Source organism: Pseudomonas sp. 2848 (assembly GCF_003253945.1).
GTDB lineage: Bacteria > Pseudomonadota > Gammaproteobacteria > Pseudomonadales > Pseudomonadaceae > Aquipseudomonas.
Genome location: NZ_QKZD01000009.1, coordinates 250,681 through 269,929 on the forward strand (window position 1 = coordinate 250,681; position 19,249 = coordinate 269,929).

Genomic DNA, 19,249 nt, shown 5'->3' on the forward strand with positions numbered 1-19,249 from the left:
AACGCTCCCATGACACCCGAACACCTCGAAACCATCAGCAACCACCCCGCCTTCATGCAACTGATCAAGCGTAAACGCCGCCTCAACGGCTCACTGACCCTGACCATGCTCGCCGCCTACTACGGCTTCGTCCTGCTGGTGGCCTTCGCCCCAGGCGTGCTCGGCCAGTCCCTCAGCGGCGGGGTAACCAGCGTCGGCATGCTGGTGGGAGTGCTCATGGTGCTGCTGTCCTTCGCCCTCACCGGCATCTACATGCACCGCGCCAACCGCGTCATCGACCCGCTCAACGAAGTGGTCAAGCAGGAGTGCGCGCGATGAACTGGACCGCCATCTCGATGTTCCTGGTGTTCGTCTGCTTCACCTTGCTGGTGACTCGCTGGGCCGCCCTGCGCACCCGCTCGGCCAGCGACTTCTATACCGCCGGCGGCGGCCTCACCGGCATGCAGAACGGCCTGGCGATCGCCGGCGACATGATCAGCGCCGCGTCCTTCCTGGGCATCTCGGCGATGATGTTCATGAACGGCTACGACGGCCTGCTGTATGCCCTGGGCGTGCTGGCCGGCTGGCCGATCATCCTGTTCCTGATCGCGGAACGCCTGCGCAACCTGGGCAAGTACACCTTCGCCGACGTCGTCTCCTACCGCCTGGCCCAGGCTCCGGTGCGCCTGACCTCGGCCTTCGGCACCCTGGCCGTGGCGCTGATGTACCTGGTGGCGCAGATGGTCGGCGCCGGCAAGCTGATCGAGCTGCTGTTCGGCATCAGCTACCTGTACGCGGTGATGCTGGTGGGTGCGCTGATGGTGCTGTACGTCACCTTCGGCGGCATGCTCGCCACCACCTGGGTGCAGATCATCAAGGCGGTGATGCTGCTCTGCGGCACGACCTTCATGGCATTCATGGTGCTCAGGCATTTCGGCTTCAGCACCGAGGCGATGTTCGCCAGCGCCGTGGCCGTGCACGCCAAGGGCCAGGCGATCATGGCGCCGGGCGCGCTGCTGTCCAACCCGGTGGACGCCATTTCCCTGGGCCTGGGCATGATGTTCGGCACTGCCGGCCTGCCGCATATCCTCATGCGCTTCTTCACCGTCAGCGACGCCAAGGAAGCGCGCAAGAGCGTGTTCTACGCCACCGGTTTCATCGGCTACTTCTATTTGCTGCTGATCGTCATCGGCTTCGGCGCCATCGTCATGGTCGGCACCGAGCCGTCCTACCGCGACGCCACGGGGGCGATCATCGGCGGCGGTAACATGGTCGCGGTGCACCTGGCCCAGGCGGTGGGCGGCAACCTGTTCCTCGGTTTCATCTCGGCGGTGGCCTTCGCCACCATCCTCGCCGTGGTCGCGGGCCTGGCGCTGTCCGGCGCCTCGGCGGTGTCCCACGACCTGTATGCCTGCGTGGTGCGCAAGGGCCAGGCCAGCGAGCAGGAAGAGATGCGCGTGTCGCGCCTGGCCACCCTGGGGATCGGCCTGTTCGCGGTGCTGCTGGGGCTGCTGTTCGAGTCGCAGAACATCGCCTTCCTCTCCGGCCTGGTGTTGGCGGTGGCCGCCTCGGTCAACTTCCCGGTGCTGCTGCTCTCGATGTTCTGGAAGGGCCTGACCACCCGTGGCGCCGTGGGCGGCAGCCTGGCCGGGCTGGTCTCGGCGATCGTGCTGGTGGTGCTGGGGCCGGCGGTGTGGGTCAACGTGCTGCACAACGAACGGGCGCTGTTCCCCTACAGCAACCCGGCGCTGTTCTCCATGTCGCTGGCCTTCCTCGCGGCCTGGGCCTTCTCGGTTACCGACGGTTCGGAACAAGCGCGCGAAGAGCGTGGGCGCTACCTGGCCCAGTTCATCCGCTCCATGACCGGTATCGGCGCCGCCGGTGCCAGCAAGCACTGACCTCAAGAACAATAACAATGTCGGGTACAACAACAATGAACCGCACGCACCTCAAGTCAGCCGCCTGGCTGGCCACCCTCGCCCTGCCCTTGCCGGCCATGGCGGACTTTATCGCTGACAGTCACGCCCGCCTCGAACTGCGCAACCACTACCTCAACCGCGACTTCCGCCAGGGCAACGCCCCGCAGAGCAAGGCCGAGGAATGGGGCCAGGGCTTCACCGCCCGCTTCGAATCGGGTTTCACCGAAGGGCCGGTTGGTGTCGGGGTGGACGCCATGGGCCAGCTGGGCATCAAGCTCGACTCCAGCCGCGACCGACGCAACACCGGCCTGCTGCCCTACGGGCCGAACAGCCTGGAGCCGGTGGATGACTACAGCGAGCTGGGCCTGACCGCCAAGCTGCGCGTGTCCAGGAGCACCCTGCGCCTGGGCACCCTGCAGCCGATCCTGCCGGTGGTGGTGTACAACGACACCCGCCTGCTGGCCTCGACCTTCCAGGGCGGCCTGCTGACCAGCCAGGAGCTGGACGGCCTGACCTTCAACGGCGGCCGCCTGACCAAGGCCAACCTGCGCGACTCGTCCGGGCGCGATGATATCGGCTACGGCGCCGCCAGCAGCGACCACTTCGACTTCGGCGGCGGCAGCTACGCCATCACCCCGCAGGCCAGCGTCAGCTACTACTACGCCAAGCTCGAGGACATCTACCGCCAGCAATATGTGGGTTTTGTGCATACCCAACCCTTGGCCGAGGGCGTCAGCCTGCGCAGCGACCTGCGCTACTTCGACAGCCGCGGCGACGGCGCCGAGCGCGCGGGCAAGATCGACAACCGCAACTTCAACGCCATGTTCACCCTGGGCGTGAAGGCCCACAAGTTCACCGCCACCTGGCAGCAGATGTCCGGCGACAGCGCCTTCCCGTTCCTCAACGGCGGCGACCCGTACACCGTCAACCTGGTCACCTACAACACCTTCACCCGCGCCGGGCTCGACTCCTGGCAGCTGCGCTACGACTACGACTTCGTGGCCATGGGCATCCCCGGGCTGAGCTTCATGACCCGCTACACCGACGGCCGCCACGCCGAAACCGCCACGCTCAGCAATGGCCGCGAGCGCGAACGCGACACCGACATCACCTACGTGATCCAGAGCGGCCCGTTCAAGGACGTCAGCCTGCGCTGGCGCAACGTCACCTTCCGTTCCGGCAATGGCCTGACCAATGCCGTGGACGAAAACCGCCTGATCATCGGCTACACCCTGGCGCTCTGGTAAGCGCGCCCTTCAAAGGAGAACAGCATGTCCGCCGCCCCTACCCTGCAAAGCTTCATCGCCGGCCGCTGGATCGGCCAGCACGGCGCCCAGGCCCTGCGTAGCGCCCTCGACGGTCACGTCCTGGCCTACAGCCACGAGGAACGCCCGGACTTCGCCGAGGCCGTGGACTTTGCCCGCGCCCAGGGCCTGAAGCAGCTACTGGCCATGGATTTCCAGCAGCGCGCCGCCCGCCTCAAGGCCCTGGCGCTGTACCTGGCCGAGCGCAAGGAGCAGCTCTACGCCCTGTCCCATCACAGCGGCGCCACCCGCACCGACAGCTGGATCGACATCGAAGGCGGCAACGCCACGCTGTTCGCCTATTCGAGCATGGGCCGCCGCGAGCTGCCGTCGGGCAACCTGGTGCATGAAGGTCCGGCGATCCCCCTGGGCAAGCAAGGCCATTTCGCCGGCAGCCATATCCTGGTGCCGCGTGCGGGCGTGGCCGTGCATATCAACGCCTTCAACTTCCCGATCTGGGGGATGCTGGAGAAATTCGCCCCGACCTTCCTGGCCGGCATGCCGTGCATCGTCAAGCCTGCCACGTCCACCAGCTACCTGACCGAGGCCGTGGTACGCCTGATGAACGAGTCGGGCCTGCTGCCGGCCGGCAGCCTGCAACTGGTGATCGGCAGCACCGGTGACCTGCTCGAGCGCCTGCAGGGGCAGGACGTGGTGACTTTCACCGGCTCCGCCGACACCGCAGCCAAGCTGCGCGTCACCCCGAACCTGATCCGCAACTCGGTGCCCTTCACCGCCGAGGCCGACTCGCTGAACTGCGCCATCCTTGGCCCGGACGTGAGCCCTGACAGCGAGGAGTTCGAGCTGTACATCAAGGAAGTGGCGCGGGAAATGACCACCAAGGCCGGGCAGAAATGCACGGCGATCCGCCGCGCCATCGTCCCGGCCAGGCACATCGACGCGGTGGCCACTCGTCTGCGCGAACGCCTGCGCAAGGTGGTGGTCGGCGATCCTTCGGTGGAAGGCGTGCGCATGGGGGCGCTGGCCTCCCACGACCAGCAGCGTGATGTCACCGAGCGCGTGCGCCATTTGCTGGCCACCTGCGAGCAGTTGCTGGGCGCCAGTGACGGTTTCACCCCGGTCGGCGATGGCGTGGCCGAGGGGGCGTTCTTCGCCCCGACCCTGCTGCTGGCCCGTGACCCGCATGCCGAGGGAGGTGCCCATGATATCGAGGCGTTCGGCCCGGTCAGCACGCTGATGGCCTACGACGACCTCGACGAAGCCTTGGCCCTGGCCGCCCGCGGCAAGGGAAGCCTGGTGGCGAGCCTGGTCACCGCCGACCGCGGCGTGGCGGCCAGGGCCATCCCGGTGGCGGCAGCCTGGCACGGGCGGCTGCTGGTAATCGACAGCGAGGCGGCCAAGGAGTCCACCGGGCATGGTTCGCCATTGCCGCAGCTCAAGCACGGCGGCCCCGGCCGTGCCGGCGGCGGCGAGGAACTGGGCGGCCTGCGCGCGGTGAAGCACTACCTGCAACGCGCCGCGGTGCAAGGTTCGCCGAGCATGCTGATGGCAGTGACCGGCGAGTACGTGCGCGGCGCCGAGGTGATCGAAACCGAAGTACACCCGTTCCGCCGCCATTTCGACGACCTGCGCATCGGCGAGTCGCTGCTGACCCACCGGCGCACAGTGACCGAGGCCGACCTGGTCAACTTCGGCTGCCTGTCGGGCGATCACTTCTACATGCACTTCGACGAGATCGCCGCCAAACAGTCGCAGTTCGGTAAGCGCATCGCCCACGGCTACTTCGTGCTGTCGGCGGCCGCCGGGTTGTTCGTCAGCCCCGGCGAAGGGCCGGTGCTGGCCAACTACGGGCTGGACACGCTGCGCTTCATCACCCCGGTGGGCATCGGCGACACCATCCAGGCGCGCCTGACCTGCAAGCGCAAGATCGACCAGGGCAAGACCAGCCCTCAGGGGCAGGCGCAAGGCGTGGTGGCCTGGGATGTGGAAGTGACCAACCAGTTGGGTGAGCTGGTGGCCAGTTATGACATTCTGACCTTGGTGCTCAAGCGCTGACTGCGAGTGGGCGGCGAGATGCCTGCATGCAGTCAGATGGCAGGCATCCCGCAACCCAATCAAGGCAAAATGCCACCTCGCACATCCGCCCTACATCGCGCAACGTTTCCCTGGCGCTATAGTCGGTCGAGCGTCCCGCCGCCAGCCCCCTTCCTGGCGGCGCGGGCGCCGTACCGAGAACAATGCCAAGGAAGCAACGCGATGATCCTCAAGTCCTTCCCCTTCAAGTCCCTCGTCCTGCTCAGCGCCCTTGCCGCCGTGGCCGGCTGCCAGACCGCCAGTCCCAGTGCCGACACCCTCAAGCAACGCACCGAGGTCACCCTGGGCGTGCCCGTGAGCAAGGTCAGCAACCTGCGCAGCGACTCCAACACCACCTACTTCACCGCCAGCACCAGCAAGGGCCAGTACGACTGCCAGGTGCCCAGCGGCGGCCTGGTGGCCGTGGCCGGCATGGGTATCTACACGCCATCCCCCACCTGCTGGAAAGAAGGCCAGGCGCCGGTCTTCCAGTGAGGGTCGACGGCGCCGGCCTAGGCGACCGGCGCCGCCACGCTCTCACGCAAACCGCGCAGCGCCGCACGCAGCTCCGCCGGGCGCACCGGCTTGGCCAGTACCGCGATACCTCGTGCCTGCAGGGCGCCCTGCAGCTTGTCGATATCATGGCCGGTCATGATCAGCGCCGGCACTTCGGCGCCGCGTTGCGCGCGCAACTGGTCGATGCAGTCGATGCCGGTGGCCTGCGGGCCCAGGTCGTAGTCGGCAACGATCACATCACAGTCACTGGCCAGGCCAAAGGGCGAGCTCTCGGCCTGTACCTCGCAACCCCAGCGTTGCAGCAGGGCACTGGTGGCCTGCAGGACGTTGTGGTCATCCTCCACCAGGCACACCCGCAAACCGGTGAGCATGCCAGCCTGCACCGCCTGGTCGGCAACGGCCCGTGGCACTTGTGCCGGCACCTTGGGCAACCCTTGCAAGGTCAGCGTGGTGCCATGCCCCTGGCGCGAGCGCAGGCTGACAGTCAAACCCATCAGTTGCCCCAGGCGCTTGACGATGGCCAGCCCCAGGCCGACGCCCTCGACGTCCTTGTCACGTGCCTCGCGCACCCGGTAGAACTCCTCGAACACGTGGCCCTGGTGCTCTTCGGCAATGCCCCGGCCCTGGTCGCAGACGACGATGGCCAGACCCTCGCCGCGTGGCCGCACGCCGATCAGCAACGGGCGCCCGGCGGCGTACTTGAAGCTGTTGGACAGCACGTTCTGCACCATGGTCGCGAGCATCCCCGGGTCGGCGCGTGTCCAGTGGCGGCTGGGCACCTGGCGCATCTCGACCCCGGCCCAGCGCGCCGCCTCGCTGTTCTGGCGCAGCAACTCGCGCAGGAAGCCGTCCACGGCGAAGGTTTCCCACTTGGGCTGCACCCGGCCGTTGTCCAGGGTGTACAGGTCGAGGATCGAACGGAACAACTGCGAAACGTTGAGCAGCGAGCGATCAATGCTGTCCACCAGGCGCCGCTCCTCCTCGCCCAGCCGCGCTTCGCGCAGGCAGGCGGTGAACAGGCCGATGGAGTGGATCGGCTGGCGCAGGTCGTGACTGGCCTGGGCCAGGAAGCGCGATTTCTCGCGGGTCGCCGCCTCGGCCAGGGCCGTGGCCTTGCGCGTGCGCTCCAGCAGCAGGTGGGCATAGAACGGAATCAGGGTGCTGGTGGTCAGCAGCATCGGCAGCAGGAACGGCTGTTCCTGCCAATAGGGGGTCAGTTGCCACACCACAACCAGCGCGGCCAGGGCCAGCACGGTGGCGATGGCCAGGTAGCGCGAGCCGAAGCGCATGCCGTTGCCCAGGTTGATCCAGACCATCACTGCATACAGCGGCAGTGCGGTTTCACCGCCAACCACCAGGCCGAAACTGGTGCCGGTGTAATCGCCCAGCATGCCGAAGATGCGCCGCGCCGGGTAGTGTCCCGGCCAACGCTTGATCGCCTGGCGCATGCCGACCGACACCACCACGAACCCCGCGTAGTAGAGCAGCACCGGCAGGTAGGTGGCGGGCGAGCGGCCCGGCAGGAAACCCAGCAACGCCACGTAGGTGATCGCACAAGAGGCGACGATGATGCGCAGGTTGGCCTGGTCCAGCTCGTTGTTCTTCTCGAACTTCATGGGTAACGTCCTTGTGCGCCAGTCGGCATTTGCGGCACGCTGCGTGGGAAAAAACCGCAGGTGACTGCTAAATTAGCATGTGTCGGCTGACAGGGAGTTCCACGACGTGAGTTGCCGCATCATCGTGGCGGATGACCATCCGCTGTTCAGGGAGGCCATGGTCAACACCGTACGGCGCATCCTGCCCGAGGCGCGCCTGGAGGAAGCTGGCAGCCTCGCTGACGTGCTCAGGCTGGCCGCCATGGGCGAGACGCCCGACACCCTGATCCTCGACCTGCGCTTCCCCGGCCTCACCTGCATCGGCCGCCTCGCCGAACTGCGCCGCCAATTGCAGCGTACCACGCTGATCGTTGTATCGATGGTCGACGACCCGCAGGTGATCTGCGAAGTCATGGCCGCCGGCGTCGATGGCTTCATCGGCAAGAGCGTCAGCCCCGAAGCCATCGGCGCGGCCATCCTCGCCATTCGCGACGGCGAAGTGGTGGTGGACTACGCGCCCAGCGGGTTGCTGCCGCAACTGGATGCCCCCAGCGAGGTGGAACAGCTCACCCACCGCCAGCAGGACGTACTGCGCCTGATCGCCCAGGGCAAGACCAACAAGGAGATCGCCCGGGCACTGGACATATCGCCATTCACCGTGCGCATCCATGTGTCGTCGCTGCTCAAGACCCTCAATGTGCCGACCCGCACGGCCGCCGCGGTGAAGTATTCCGGAAACTGAGCGACCGCTGGTCGGCGCACCGTTAAATGCAATCGACCCTTCAAGCGCTTTGCAACCTCCCAATCCATGAGGGTGGCGATGTTCACTCCTGTGTTCGGCCTGCCCGAGCGTGGGCCGTTTTTTTCACGCTGAGGAGAGGATGACGACATGAGCACGAAACACTGGATGGGCGGTGGCGATGTGCAGAGCGACTGGCCGGAACTCGAGCCAGACCGCCGCAACGATCAGGCCGACGACCCGGATGCCGACCCGAACCTGACCGAGGAAGAGAACCGCCCCGGGGTACCGGCCAGCGATCCGGAGTCAGGCGCCTGAGTGTGCATGGCAGTGAAGGAGCGGGTCAGGCCCGCTCTTTCACTGAAGTCTATTGCCTGCCCAGGTCCACGCCGGTTCACACCCGCCAGCGCACATCGGTTATCCCATGCCGTTCGGCCATGGGCCGACTGACTTTCTTGATGCGCTCGCGTCCGAACTTCGGAATGATCCCCAAACCCGCGTCGCAACTCGCCCAATGCCAGGCCTCGGCATTGTCCATGTGTTCCTGGCGGATGATGAAACGCCGTGGCTGACCGTGCAGCAGGTATTCGATGGTAAACAGCTGGGGACTTGGCATTGACGCAGGCCCTCCTCTTCTCCATGGATGACTTTCTGACAGATCACGTCGTTCCATGAAAATTCAAAAAATTCCCACAACAGCAAGGGAGGGCCCGCAAGGTCACGAACCGCTGGTGCTCCCGTGGCTGTTGCGGCCACCCTTGCGGCCGGCCTCGGAGGCGCGGGCGCGGTCATTGGCGAAGTTGCCGCCAGAGTTGCGGCCACCCTTCTGGCCCGCCCGCGAGGCCCTTTCACGATCGTTGGCGAAGTTGCCGGGATTGGTCTGCTGGGTGCCGCCGCGTTGTCCGGTCTGATCCTGGTCACGAGCCATGACGTTTCTCCTTTACGCTGGGTTGGACGTGCCGCGCGAAGATGCCGTGCACTTAATTACGAACAGGAGCGCAGGCCAACGGCTCATTTGTTGTACCGGGGTTCTGACCGACGGCACTTATCCGCCTGGCCTAGGGTCACAGCTCTGACTACTGACGGTGGACGAAAGAGACGCCCCCATGCCCCTTGCTTGCCGACCGCTTACCCCCGTATACCGGCCCTTGCTCGGCGCCAACCGCTCGTCGCCGGGATGAACAGCAGCCTATAATCTGCGCCCAGTGCCCGACCAAGCGGGCCATTTCCAGGTCCGTACAAGGCTGATGCCATGAAGTCCTCCAGCAAAACGTCCCTCGCCTCGCCGCACAATCCGGCACTCAGCCCGAGCCACCTGGATTTCCCCGTGGTCGGCATCGGCGCCTCGGCCGGCGGCCTGGAAGCAATTCGCACCTTCTTCCGCCACACGCCGCAGGACTGCGACATGGCGTTCGTGGTGGTGCTGCACCTGTCGCCGGACCACCAGAGCCAGGCCGACCGGATCATCCAGGCGGTGACCGGCATGCCTGTGCGCCAGGTCAGCGAACCGGTACCGATCGAGCGCAACCATGTGTATGTGATTTCGCCGGCCAATCGCCTGTCGACCAACGACGGTTACCTGCGCGTCAGCCCGGCCAAGCGCAGCCGTGGCGACCATGTAGCCATCGACCTGTTCTTCCGCGACCTGGCCGATGTGCACAAGGACCATGCGTTCTGCGTGGTGCTGTCGGGCACCGGCAGCGACGGCGCGGTGGGGCTGTCGCGGATCAAGGAACAGGGCGGCGTGACCCTGGTACAAGCCCCCGAGGACGCCGAATACCCCGAGATGCCCCGGGCGGCGCTGGCCACCGGCATGGTCGACCTGGTGCTGCCGGTGGCCGAGATGCCCGCCCGCCTGGTCGAGCTGTGGCGCACCGCCCGCCAGGTGAAGTTGCCGCGCATCGACGACGACAGCCTGCCGCCCGCGCTGGGCGAGCGCGAAGGCGACCCGGCAGCGTGCGACCCGTTGCTCGACGAAATCCTGTTGTCGCTGCAGGACAACACCGGCCACGACTTCAGCCATTACAAGCGCGCCACCGTGCTGCGCCGCCTGGAGCGGCGCCTGCACGTCACCGGCCAGACCGACCTGGCCGGCTACCGCGACTACCTGCAATGCCACCCGGACGAATCACGGGCGTTGCTGGCCGACATGCTCATCGGCGTGACCAATTTCTTCCGCGACCGCGAGGCCTTCGAGGCCCTGCAGCGCCATGTGATGCCCGGCCTGGTAAACCGCGAAGGCAACGAAGAGCCGGCCCGCGAGATACGCGTGTGGTCCGCTGGCTGCTCGACCGGCGAGGAGGCCTACAGCCTGGCCATGCTGGTGAGCGAACAGCTGGCGATCGAACGACGCAGCGCCCAGGTACAGATCTTCGCCACCGACCTTGACGACCGCGCCATCGGTATCGGTCGCGGCGGGCAGTATCCGGACGCCATCGCCACCGATGTGTCGCCGGCCCGGCTGCGCCAGTTCTTCCTCAAGGAGGACCAGCATTACCGGGTGCGCAAGGAAATCCGCGAAAAAGTCCTGTTCGCCCGTCACAACCTGCTGTCCGACCCGCCGTTCTCGCAACTGGACCTGATCGTCTGCCGCAACCTGCTGATCTACCTCGACCGGGATGTGCAGCGCGACATCCTGCGCCTGTTCCACTTCGCGCTGCGCCCGGGCGGCTATCTGTTCCTAGGCAGCTCCGAGTCCGCCGACCTGGCGGCCGACCTGTTCGTTGCCGTGGACAAGCGAAACCGCATCTTCCGCGCCCGGGAAGTGGCGGCCGCGCGGCATTCGGCGCGCCTGCAAGCCCCCGAACCTGCGCTCGCCCCGGCGCCGGCCCGGGCACGCGCCGCCCGCAAGCTGTCCTATGCCGAAATCCATCACCGCGCCCTCGCCCGCTGCACGCCGCCGAGCCTGGTGGTCGATACCGAGGGCAATATCCTGCACATGAGCGAGGGCGTGGGGCGCTATCTGCGCCATGCCGGCGGCGAGCTCAGCCACAACCTGCTCAACCTGGTCCTCACGCCGCTGCGTCCGGCCCTGCGCAGCACCTTGCTGCAGGCCCAGGGCAGCGGCCAGGCTGTAACGTCGCGCACAGTTGCCCTCGACCTCGACGAGCATACCGAAGGGGTACGCATCCTGGTCCAGCCGCACCAGGACGAACCCAGTGGCAGCGAGTGCCTGCTGGTGGTCTTCCAGAGCGGCGAAGCCGACAACGCGATCACCCGGGCACCTGCCGTCGAACAGACCGAAGGGATGCTGTTGGGCAACCTGGAGCGCGAACTGCACCGCACGCGCCTGCAGTTGCAGGAAACCATCGAGCAGTCGGAGTTTTCCAGCCAGGAGCTGACCGCCTCCAACGAAGAGATGCAGGCGATCAACGAGGAGCTGCGCTCGGCCAGCGAAGAGCTGGAAACCAGCAAGGAAGAGCTGCAGTCGATCAACGAAGAACTGCTGACGGTCAACTACGAACTCAAGACCAAGGTCGAGGAAACCGACAAGGTCAACGACTACCTGAGCAACCTCATCGCGTCCACCGACATCGCCACGGTGTTCGTCGACCGTAACCTGTGCATCCGCTGGTTCACTCCACGCGCCACCGATATCTTCAGCATGCTGCCGGTGGACACCGGGCGCTCGCTGCTCGACATCACCCACCGCCTCGATTATCCGGGCCTGGCCGACGACGCCCGGGCCGTGGTCGAGCGCGAGACCACCATCGAGCGCGAAGTGGTCGGCCACAACCAGCACTGGTACCTGGCCCGCCTGCTGCCGTATCGGGCCAGCGAGCGCAACGTCGACGGCACCGTGCTGACCTTCATCGACATCAGCCAGAGCCGCGCCGCCGAGGAACGCCTGCGTCAGGGCGAGGAGCGCATGCGCCTGGTCGCCGAGAGCACCCACGACTTCGCCATCATCCTCCTCGACGAGCAAGGCCTGATCACCGACTGGAACACCGGCGCCGCGCTGATCTTCGGCTATGGCAAGGACGAAGTGCTCGGTCACCATTACCAGCTGATCTTCACCGAGCAGGACCGGGCGAGCGGCGTGCCCGAGCGCGAGCTGCGCAGCGCCCGCCTGCACGGTCGCGGCCAGGACGAGCGCTGGCATGTGCGCAAGGACGGCAGTCGCTTCTATTGCAGCGGCGAAGTGTCACGGCTCAAGGGCAGCAGCCTGCGCGGCTACGTCAAGATTGCCCGCGACCTCACCGGGCACAAGCGCCTGCACGACGAGCAAAGCAAGCAGCTGGCCGAATCGCAGAACACCAGCCACATGAAGGACGAGTTCTTCGCGGTCATGTCCCATGAGCTCAAGCACCCGCTCAACCTGATCCAGCTGAATGCCGAAATCCTCCGTCGCTCCCCGTCGGTGAAGAGCAACGGTGTCGCCAGCAAGGCGGTCGGCACCATCTGCGACGCGGTCTCCAGCCAGGCGCGGATCATCGATGACCTGCTCGATGTGGCGCGTATCCGCACCGGCAAGCTCAAGCTCAAGACCCAGGTGCTCGACCTGTGCGCGGTGCTGCAGGCCATCCAGGCCGTGCTGGCCAACGAGCAGCACGCCTGCGAGGTGCGCCTGGCGCTGCCCGCCGACGGCGCCCCGGTGTATGTCGAGGCCGACAGCACCCGGCTCGAGCAGATCGTCTGGAACCTGCTCAACAATGCGCTGAAATTCAGCCCTGCCGGCAGCGAGATCCGCCTGGCGCTGGCCCGCCACGGCAACCAGGCGCGCCTGGAGGTGATCGACCAGGGTATCGGCCTGACCGACGAAAGCCTGGAAAGCGTCTTCGACCTGTTTTCCCAAGCCGCGCCACAGGCCTCCGGCAACCACCGCGACGGGCTCGGTATCGGCCTGTCGCTGGTGCGCCAGCTGGTGGAAGCGCATGGCGGCACGGTCAGCGCGACGTCCGCCGGCCTGGGTTGCGGCGCCACCTTCACGGTGTGCCTGCCGTTGTCCGACCCCGGGCAGCAGGCCCTGCCGGATACCAGCGACGACAACATCGAGGGCCGCTTGAACGGCGTCAGAGTTTTGCTGGTGGACGACTCGGTGGAAATCCTCGAGGTGATGCAGCAACTGCTGGAGATGGAAAGCGCCGAAGTCGAAGCCTACAGCGACCCACAGGCCGCACTCGAGGCGGCCGCCCATGGCCGCTATGACATCATCCTGTCCGATATCGGCATGCCGGTCATGGACGGCCACGCCCTGATCAAGGCGCTGCGGGGCCTCGAGCACCTGCGCTACACCCCGGCCATCGCCCTGACCGGCTACGGGGCCAGCGCCGACCAGTACCGCTCGCGCCAGTCGGGCTTCGACCGGCACCTGAACAAGCCGGTGGGCTACGACGAGCTGATCGAGGCGATCGAGGGTCTGAGCGGCTCGCTACCCTACTGACGCGCCACCCGCCCCGGCCTGCCTGTGACCGGGGCGCCGTCGCGCCTCAGGCATGGACGCTCCACTGTACGGCAGCGGCCTCGATCGGCAGTTCGTCCACGGCCTGGATCATCCCGCTGTCGAGCGCTTCCTGGGGCCCCAGTATTCGCGGATAGGCCATCAGGTAGCGCGTCACATCGAGCCGCTCGCTCGCACCCTCGGTGCGCTCGGCGACAATCTGTGCATACAGGCGCAGGTCATAGTCCAGGCTCATCGCGTACTCGGCCATCCGTGCATGGTCCACCGAGCCATGCAGGGTCCAGTGGAACGGGTGGAACAGGAACTTGCTGTAGGCGCAGGCGGTACGGTGGCTGCCGGCCAGGAATAGGATGTTACCCATCGATTCGACCGTGCCCAGGTTGTGGGTGTGCACCGGCACTGGCAGTGAGCGCAGGAAGTTGTACAGGGTGAAACCGTAGCTGCATTCGCCGCCCATGGTGGCGATGTTGATCTGCAGCACCTCTGCGCCCTGCTGCAACGCTTTGGAACAGGTGTTGATGAGGTTGCCGCAGGTGGCGGAATTGATCGGGCCGGTGTAGTGGATGATGTGTCTGGCCATGCCGTCCTCCAGGGTCAGTCAGGGGTGTCCTTGGCCGGTGCATCGTTGCCCGGCGCCGCTTGGTCGTGCTCGCCCAGTTGCTGGTACTGCTTGCGCAGCGCATGCAGTTCGGCCGGCCCCATGTCCTCGAGGTCGAGCAGGGCCTTGTGTGCCCGCTGGGTGGTGCGCAGCAGTTCGTCGACCTTGATGTGCAGTTCGTCGTTGTCGCGGTTCTGGGTGTTCTGGATCAGGAACACCATGAGGAAGGTGATGATGGTGGTCGAGGTGTTGATCACCAGTTGCCAAGTGTCGTTGAAATCGAACAGCGGTCCGCTCACGCCCCAAAGGATGATCAGCAGCAATGCCACGGCAAAGGTCAGTGGACGTCCGCTGCGGTTGGCCAGCCATTGGGCGAAACGATCGAATTTCATGGCTAGCGCTCCTTCAGGCCGGCTGCCGGGTTTCTCCGGGCAGGCCCTCGATGTCAGGGTCGTCAGGGAGAACCTCGGGTTCTTCGTCGTCTGCCTCGGTCGGTGCTGGCGGCGCCTGCACTTCCCCCGGTTCTGTCTCGCTGTTCATCGGCGTTGCCTCCATTGGCTGCTTCCCTTTGTGGTGGAGGGCCGCATGGTAGGCAAAGTTCCGGGTTTTGCGTCACTGGCCACTCGTCATTCCTGGTGAACCCTGACGCCGCGATGCCGGTCGCTAGTCAAGAGTGCACGAACGAAAGGGAGCCCTCGTGAGCGAGATCCGCATTGGTATTTCCGGTTGGCGCTATGGCCCATGGCGCAAGGACTTCTACCCCAAGGGTCTGCGCCAGGACGATGAGCTGGCATTCGCCTCTCGGGCGGTGAACAGCATCGAGATCAATGGCTCGTTCTACGCGTTGCAGACCCCCGAGCGCTACCGCCAGTGGCGCGATGAAACACCGGAAGGCTTCGTCTTCTCGGTCAAGGCGCCGCGCTACATCACCCATGTGCGACGGCTGCGCGACATCGACGAGCCGCTGGCCAACTTCTTTGCCTCGGGGCCACTGCTGCTGGGCGACAAGCTGGGGCCGTTCCTCTGGCAGTTTCCCCCAAGCATGAAGTTCGACGCCGAGCGCTTCAGCGCTTTCCTCGCCCTGCTACCGCGCGACCGCAAGGCCGCGCGCGCCTGTGCCCGGCAGGCCGCCGAGCGCCTGCAGGACAACGGCGGTAGCGCCATCCGCGGCAATGCGCGCTTGCGCCATGCCGTGGAAATCCGCCACCCGAGCTTCCTCTGCGACACCTTCATCAACCTGCTGCGCAAGCACAAGGTCGCGCTGGTGGTCGCCGACAGCGCCGGCAAATGGCCCTGTGTCGAGGAAGTCACGGCCGATTTCGTCTACCTGCGCCTGCACGGCGATGTCGAGCTCTACAGCAGCGGCTACACCGCCAGCGCCCTGCGCCGCTGGCGCCTGCGCATCCAGGCCTGGGCCGCGGGCGGCCAGCCGGAGGATGCCCAGCGCGTCATCCGTCGCGCCCCGGTCAAGCGAGCCTCCCGGGACGTGTATTGCTACTTCGACAACGATCAGAAGGTGCATGCCCCCTACGATGCGCGTCGCCTGCTGGGCAAGCTTGGCCTGGACGGCGAACTGGTGACCGAACCTGGCGTCGAGCCGCAGGAGTCACTATGAACGGCACCCTGCCCGCCCCCGACCGCATCATCGACAAGGTCGCGGCCGTGCACCGCCTGACGGTGCTGACCCTCAACGTGCACAAGGGTTTCACCCTGTTCAACCGCCGCTTCATCCTGCCGGAGCTGCGCGAGGCGGTGCGCGCCACCGGCGCCGACCTGGTGTTCCTGCAGGAAGTGCATGGCAGCCACCAACGGCATGCCGAGCGCCATCCGGCCTGGCCGCAGACCCCGCAGTACGAATTTCTTGCCGACAGCATGTGGCCGCAGTTCGCCTACGGACGTAATGCGGTCTACCCCCATGGCGACCATGGTAACGCGCTGCTGTCCAAGTTCCCGATCCGCGCCTATGACAACCTTGACGTGTCGATTCACGGCAATGAAGAGCGCGGCTTGTTGCACTGCCAGCTTGAAGTGCCCGGTCATGAGCAGGTGCACGCGATCTGTGTGCACCTGGGCCTGCGCGAGGACCACCGCCAGCGTCAGGTCGACCTGCTGCTGACCTTGCTCGAGCGCCTGCCACCGGACGACCCGGTCATTGTCGCCGGCGACTTCAACGACTGGCGGCTGAAGGCCGATGCGCGGCTGTCGGTGTCGCTGGTCGAAGCCTTCGGCAGGCCGGCGCGCAGCTTTCCCGCGCGCCTGCCGCTGCTGCGCCTGGACCGCATCTACCTGCGCAATGCCCAGGCGTGCGAGGCACGGGTGTTGTCCAGGTACCCGTGGTCCCACCTTTCCGACCATGCCCCGCTGGTAGCGCAGGTGACGCTATGAAGCAGGCCTGGAGCGATGGCAACCACGTCGAACTGCTGATCAATGGCGAGCAGTACTACCCGCGCGTATTCGAGGCGATGGCCCAGGCACGGCAGGAAATCCTCCTGGAAACGTTCATCATCTACGACGACAAGGTCGGCCAGCCGCTGCGCCTGGCGCTTATCGACGCGGCGCGGCGTGGCGTGCGGGTGGAGGTGGCGGTTGACGGCTACGGCACCGCCGACCTGCCTGACGGGTTCATTGCCTCGATGACCGAGGCCGGGGTGCGCTTCCATGCATTCGACCCGCAACCGCGCCTGGCCGGCATGCGTACCAACCTGTTTCGGCGTCTGCACCGCAAGATCCTGGTGATCGACGGCCAGCGCGCGTTCATTGGCGGTATCAACTACAGTGCCGATTATCTCGGCGACTTCGGCCCGCAGGCCAAGCAGGACTACGCCGTGGAAGTCACAGGCCCGGTAGTGGCCCAGGTGCACGCCTCCAGCTGCCGGATGCTCGCCCCCGTGCTGGGTGACCCAAGCGCGGTCGTGCCGGGCGGTGACGTCGCAGGTTCGGCCAGCGCCGTACTGGTGGAACGCGACAACCGCCGCCATCGCACCGACATCGAGGCGTGCTACCTGCAGGTCTTCCGTGAAGCACGGCAACGCATCGTCGTCGCCAACGCCTATTTCTTCCCCGGCTACCGCTTGCTGCGCGAGCTGCGCAATGCTGCCCGGCGCGGCGTGGCGGTGACCCTGATCCTCCAGGGCCAACCGGACATGCGTTGGGTACGCGCGCTGTCGCGCCTGCTCTACAACTACCTGCTGCGCGACAATGTGCAGATCCATGAGTACTGCCAGCGCCCGTTGCACGGCAAGGTGGCGCTGGTGGACGACGAATGGTCCACCGTGGGTTCGAGCAATCTCGACCCGCTGAGCCTGTCGTTCAACCTCGAAGCCAACCTGATGATCCGCGACCGCGCCTTCAACGATGGCCTGTACCGGCACCTGAGCGAACTGACCGCCGCGCACTGCAAGCGCGTGACCCTGGAGCGCATGGTGCGTGGCTATTGGTGGCGCGCGCCGTTGATCTTCCTGGGCTTCCACATCACCCGCTACTTCCCGCGCATCGCCGGCTGGTTCCCCGCGCACCGGCAGCGCCTGCAGTCGCTGCAGGCGGACAACGAAGCGCCGGCGGACTTCAACGGGGGCAAGACCTGATGGCCAAGCCACGCTGGCAGACCTGGGGCATGCGCCTGCTCACCCTGCTGTTCCTGGTGCTGATCCCGGTGCTGCTGTTCACCCTGGCGCGCAACCTGGACTGGAACGAAGTGCGCCAGTCGCTGCTGGCCTACCGGCCCTCGACCCTGGCCCTGGGGCTGTTGCTGGCCCTGTGCAGCTACCTGGTGTTCGCCAGCTACGACCTGCTCGCCCGCGCCTACACCGACCACCGCTTGCCGGCCCGCCAGGTGCTGCCGGTGGCGTTCGTCTGCTATGCGTTCAACCTCAACTTCACCACCTGGGTTGGCGGCGTGGCCCTGCGCTACCGCCTGTACAGCCGGCTGGGCCTGGACACCGCGACGATCACCCGCATCCTCACCCTGGGACTGTTGACCAACTGGATGGGCTATCTGCTGCTAGCCGGCACGGTGTTCGCCCTGGGCCTGGTGAAGTTGCCGGCAAGCTGGGCAGTGGGGGCCGGCGGCTTGCGCCTGATCGGTGTGCTGATGGTGGCGGTCGCGGCGAGCTATCTGCTCGCCTGTGCTTTTGCCAAGCGACGCACATGGCATCTGCGCGGACATGAAGTGACCCTGCCGAGCCTGCGCCTGGCATTGTGCCAAGTGGCGCTGGGCGCGAGCAACTGGGCGTTGATGGCGGCGCTGATCCACCTGTTGCTGCCGCCGGAGCTGTTCTATCCGTCGGTACTGGGGGTGTTGCTGATCAGTTGCGTGGCGGGGGTGGTGGCGCATATTCCTGCCGGGCTGGGGGTGCTGGAGGCGGTGTTCCTTGCCCTGCTGCACGGACAATTGGGCCAGGGCACGCTGGTGGCCGCACTGCTGGGGTATCGGACGCTGTACTACCTGATCCCGCTGTTGCTGGCGGTGATCACCTACCTGATTCTGGAGAAGCGCGCCAAGGCCCTGCGCCGACAGGCCGGGCCAGCCCTGGACAAGCGCTGAGGGCCCCACGGGCCCGGGAGGTTCGTCATGCGGTTCATTGTGTGTGTGGCATTGTTGGGCTGCCTGCTCAGCGGGCAGGTGCTGGCCGAGGGTTGCGACGTGGTCACCCGCTCGTCCAGCGAGGCGGTCAAGCCGGTACAGCAGCATACCTGCTACAGCTACGGCAACATGCCTGCCGAAGCGATTGCCTGGTCGTGCAGCAACGAGAGCAAGGAGATGCTCAACAGCCAGAAACGCAAGGTCGAGCGTTGCGCCGATGGCAGCGTGGGCAGCTGCATCGCCCCGCTGACCCAGGAAACCCTGGCCAATCCTGATGCCGCAGGGCGCGGCGAGCCCTCGACCCGGCCGGCCGTGCCCAAGGATGCGCGGATTATCACCTACTACTACGACACCCCAAGCCTGGGGCAGGCGCGCAGTGATTGCGAACGCAGCAATGGGATCTGGCAGCCCCATTGACGCGAACGCGTGGGCCGTTGCCGTTGCCGATCAGAAGTCTACCCCGAAGCCCACTAGCGACAGCTGCGCCAGTGCAGGCGCCGCCCGTAACTTCGCGACTTCAGGAGGCCGAACGCAGGTCTTGCGGAGGGAGGTGACGGGCATGGATGCCCGTCAAGCGCTGCG

The 19,249-nt window shown here is 66.2% G+C and carries 17 protein-coding genes and 2 pseudogenes; 13 read left to right on the plus strand and 6 right to left on the minus strand.

Going from position 1 to position 19,249, the window contains the following annotated elements; genetic code table 11:
* Positions 1-9: 9 nt before the first annotated feature.
* The 5 genes and pseudogenes from DFS21_RS19295 to DFS21_RS19315 all read left to right on the plus strand — a co-directional run bounded on the left by DFS21_RS19295 (position 10) and on the right by DFS21_RS19315 (position 5,731).
* A complete protein-coding gene (locus DFS21_RS19295; protein ID WP_110703309.1) occupies positions 10-318 on the plus strand; it encodes a DUF485 domain-containing protein in 309 nt (102 codons plus the stop codon).
* Positions 309-1,877, plus strand: a pseudogene (locus tag DFS21_RS19300) (cation acetate symporter); the annotation flags it as partial. The gene DFS21_RS19295 and the pseudogene DFS21_RS19300, both read left to right, overlap by 10 nt.
* Before the next feature lie 35 nt (positions 1,878-1,912).
* Positions 1,913-3,145, plus strand: a complete 1,233-nt coding sequence (locus DFS21_RS19305; protein WP_110703306.1) for an OprD family porin — start codon at positions 1,913-1,915, stop codon at positions 3,143-3,145.
* A gap of 24 nt (positions 3,146-3,169) precedes the next feature.
* Complete coding sequence (paaZ, locus tag DFS21_RS19310) at positions 3,170-5,218, plus strand: phenylacetic acid degradation bifunctional protein PaaZ (protein ID WP_111532874.1); 2,049 nt, start codon at positions 3,170-3,172, stop codon at positions 5,216-5,218.
* 201 nt (positions 5,219-5,419) lie between these two features.
* Positions 5,420-5,731 (plus strand): hypothetical protein, encoded by a 312-nt coding sequence (locus DFS21_RS19315; protein ID WP_102682048.1) that lies wholly within the window; start codon positions 5,420-5,422, stop codon positions 5,729-5,731.
* A 17-nt stretch (positions 5,732-5,748) separates the two neighbouring features.
* Here DFS21_RS19315 and DFS21_RS19320 read toward each other — a convergent pair whose 3' ends face one another.
* Complete coding sequence (locus DFS21_RS19320) at positions 5,749-7,368, minus strand: hybrid sensor histidine kinase/response regulator (protein WP_111532875.1); 1,620 nt, start codon at positions 7,366-7,368, stop codon at positions 5,749-5,751.
* Positions 7,369-7,474: 106 nt separating this feature from the next.
* On the opposite strand from DFS21_RS19320, the gene DFS21_RS19325 reads away from it, so the two are divergent.
* Positions 7,475-8,089, plus strand: coding sequence for a response regulator transcription factor (locus tag DFS21_RS19325; RefSeq protein WP_110703297.1), 615 nt, complete (start codon positions 7,475-7,477; stop codon positions 8,087-8,089).
* 147 nt (positions 8,090-8,236) lie between these two features.
* Positions 8,237-8,404, plus strand: a complete 168-nt coding sequence (locus DFS21_RS26645) for a hypothetical protein (RefSeq protein ID WP_156177584.1) — start codon at positions 8,237-8,239, stop codon at positions 8,402-8,404.
* Between the two features lie 79 nt (positions 8,405-8,483).
* On the opposite strand, the pseudogene DFS21_RS19330 reads toward DFS21_RS26645, so the two are convergent.
* Positions 8,484-8,702 (minus strand): annotated as a pseudogene (locus DFS21_RS19330) (DUF6555 family protein); the annotation flags it as partial.
* Between the two features lie 102 nt (positions 8,703-8,804).
* A complete protein-coding gene (locus tag DFS21_RS19335) occupies positions 8,805-9,014 on the minus strand; it encodes a general stress protein (protein ID WP_111532876.1) in 210 nt (69 codons plus the stop codon).
* Positions 9,015-9,338: 324 nt separating this feature from the next.
* Between DFS21_RS19335 and DFS21_RS19340 the strand changes: the two genes are divergently transcribed.
* Positions 9,339-13,469, plus strand: coding sequence for a CheR family methyltransferase (locus tag DFS21_RS19340; RefSeq protein WP_111532877.1), 4,131 nt, complete (start codon positions 9,339-9,341; stop codon positions 13,467-13,469).
* Between the two features lie 46 nt (positions 13,470-13,515).
* On the opposite strand, the gene DFS21_RS19345 is transcribed toward DFS21_RS19340, so the two are convergent.
* The 3 genes from DFS21_RS19345 to DFS21_RS27005 are packed head-to-tail and all read right to left on the minus strand — an operon-like array spanning position 13,516 to position 14,625.
* Entirely contained in the window at positions 13,516-14,067 is a 552-nt protein-coding gene (locus DFS21_RS19345; RefSeq protein ID WP_110703288.1) for an ATP-dependent Clp protease proteolytic subunit, read from the minus strand.
* 14 nt (positions 14,068-14,081) lie between these two features.
* Positions 14,082-14,477, minus strand: coding sequence for a low affinity iron permease family protein (locus tag DFS21_RS19350; RefSeq protein WP_102682053.1), 396 nt, complete (start codon positions 14,475-14,477; stop codon positions 14,082-14,084).
* Positions 14,478-14,490: 13 nt separating this feature from the next.
* Complete coding sequence (locus DFS21_RS27005) at positions 14,491-14,625, minus strand: hypothetical protein (RefSeq protein WP_256591440.1); 135 nt, start codon at positions 14,623-14,625, stop codon at positions 14,491-14,493.
* 157 nt (positions 14,626-14,782) lie between these two features.
* Between DFS21_RS27005 and DFS21_RS19355 the strand changes: the two genes are divergently transcribed.
* The 5 genes from DFS21_RS19355 to DFS21_RS19375 are packed head-to-tail and all read left to right on the plus strand — an operon-like array spanning position 14,783 to position 19,084.
* Positions 14,783-15,700 (plus strand): DUF72 domain-containing protein, encoded by a 918-nt coding sequence (locus DFS21_RS19355; RefSeq protein ID WP_110703285.1) that lies wholly within the window; start codon positions 14,783-14,785, stop codon positions 15,698-15,700.
* A complete protein-coding gene (locus DFS21_RS19360; protein ID WP_111532878.1) occupies positions 15,697-16,470 on the plus strand; it encodes an endonuclease/exonuclease/phosphatase family protein in 774 nt (257 codons plus the stop codon). Before DFS21_RS19355 ends, DFS21_RS19360 begins: the two co-directional genes overlap by 4 nt.
* Complete coding sequence (gene clsB / locus DFS21_RS19365) at positions 16,467-17,669, plus strand: cardiolipin synthase ClsB (protein WP_111532879.1); 1,203 nt, start codon at positions 16,467-16,469, stop codon at positions 17,667-17,669. The genes DFS21_RS19360 and clsB overlap by 4 nt, the downstream gene beginning before the upstream one ends.
* Positions 17,669-18,628, plus strand: coding sequence for a lysylphosphatidylglycerol synthase domain-containing protein (locus DFS21_RS19370; RefSeq protein ID WP_110703277.1), 960 nt, complete (start codon positions 17,669-17,671; stop codon positions 18,626-18,628). Before clsB ends, DFS21_RS19370 begins: the two co-directional genes overlap by 1 nt.
* Positions 18,629-18,655: 27 nt before the next feature.
* On the plus strand, positions 18,656-19,084 hold the full coding sequence (locus DFS21_RS19375) for a hypothetical protein (protein WP_111532880.1): 429 nt from the start codon (positions 18,656-18,658) through the stop codon (positions 19,082-19,084).
* Positions 19,085-19,249 lie beyond the last annotated feature (165 nt).

Bases quoted from the DNA above. Each gene is read 5' to 3' on its own strand.
- DFS21_RS19295 (WP_110703309.1), top strand. From the start codon at position 10: ATGACACCCGAACACCTCGAAACCATCAGCAACCACCCCGCCTTCATG.
- DFS21_RS19305 (WP_110703306.1), top strand. From the start codon at position 1,913: ATGAACCGCACGCACCTCAAGTCAGCCGCCTGGCTGGCCACCCTCGCC.
- paaZ (WP_111532874.1), top strand. From the start codon at position 3,170: ATGTCCGCCGCCCCTACCCTGCAAAGCTTCATCGCCGGCCGCTGGATC.
- DFS21_RS19315 (WP_102682048.1), top strand. From the start codon at position 5,420: ATGATCCTCAAGTCCTTCCCCTTCAAGTCCCTCGTCCTGCTCAGCGCC.
- DFS21_RS19320 (WP_111532875.1), bottom strand. From the start codon at position 7,368: ATGAAGTTCGAGAAGAACAACGAGCTGGACCAGGCCAACCTGCGCATC.
- DFS21_RS26645 (WP_156177584.1), top strand. From the start codon at position 8,237: ATGAGCACGAAACACTGGATGGGCGGTGGCGATGTGCAGAGCGACTGG.
- DFS21_RS19335 (WP_111532876.1), bottom strand. From the start codon at position 9,014: ATGGCTCGTGACCAGGATCAGACCGGACAACGCGGCGGCACCCAGCAG.
- DFS21_RS19340 (WP_111532877.1), top strand. From the start codon at position 9,339: ATGAAGTCCTCCAGCAAAACGTCCCTCGCCTCGCCGCACAATCCGGCA.
- DFS21_RS19345 (WP_110703288.1), bottom strand. From the start codon at position 14,067: ATGGCCAGACACATCATCCACTACACCGGCCCGATCAATTCCGCCACC.
- DFS21_RS19350 (WP_102682053.1), bottom strand. From the start codon at position 14,477: ATGAAATTCGATCGTTTCGCCCAATGGCTGGCCAACCGCAGCGGACGT.
- DFS21_RS27005 (WP_256591440.1), bottom strand. From the start codon at position 14,625: ATGAACAGCGAGACAGAACCGGGGGAAGTGCAGGCGCCGCCAGCACCG.
- DFS21_RS19360 (WP_111532878.1), top strand. From the start codon at position 15,697: ATGAACGGCACCCTGCCCGCCCCCGACCGCATCATCGACAAGGTCGCG.
- clsB (WP_111532879.1), top strand. From the start codon at position 16,467: ATGAAGCAGGCCTGGAGCGATGGCAACCACGTCGAACTGCTGATCAAT.
- DFS21_RS19370 (WP_110703277.1), top strand. From the start codon at position 17,669: ATGGCCAAGCCACGCTGGCAGACCTGGGGCATGCGCCTGCTCACCCTG.
- DFS21_RS19375 (WP_111532880.1), top strand. From the start codon at position 18,656: ATGCGGTTCATTGTGTGTGTGGCATTGTTGGGCTGCCTGCTCAGCGGG.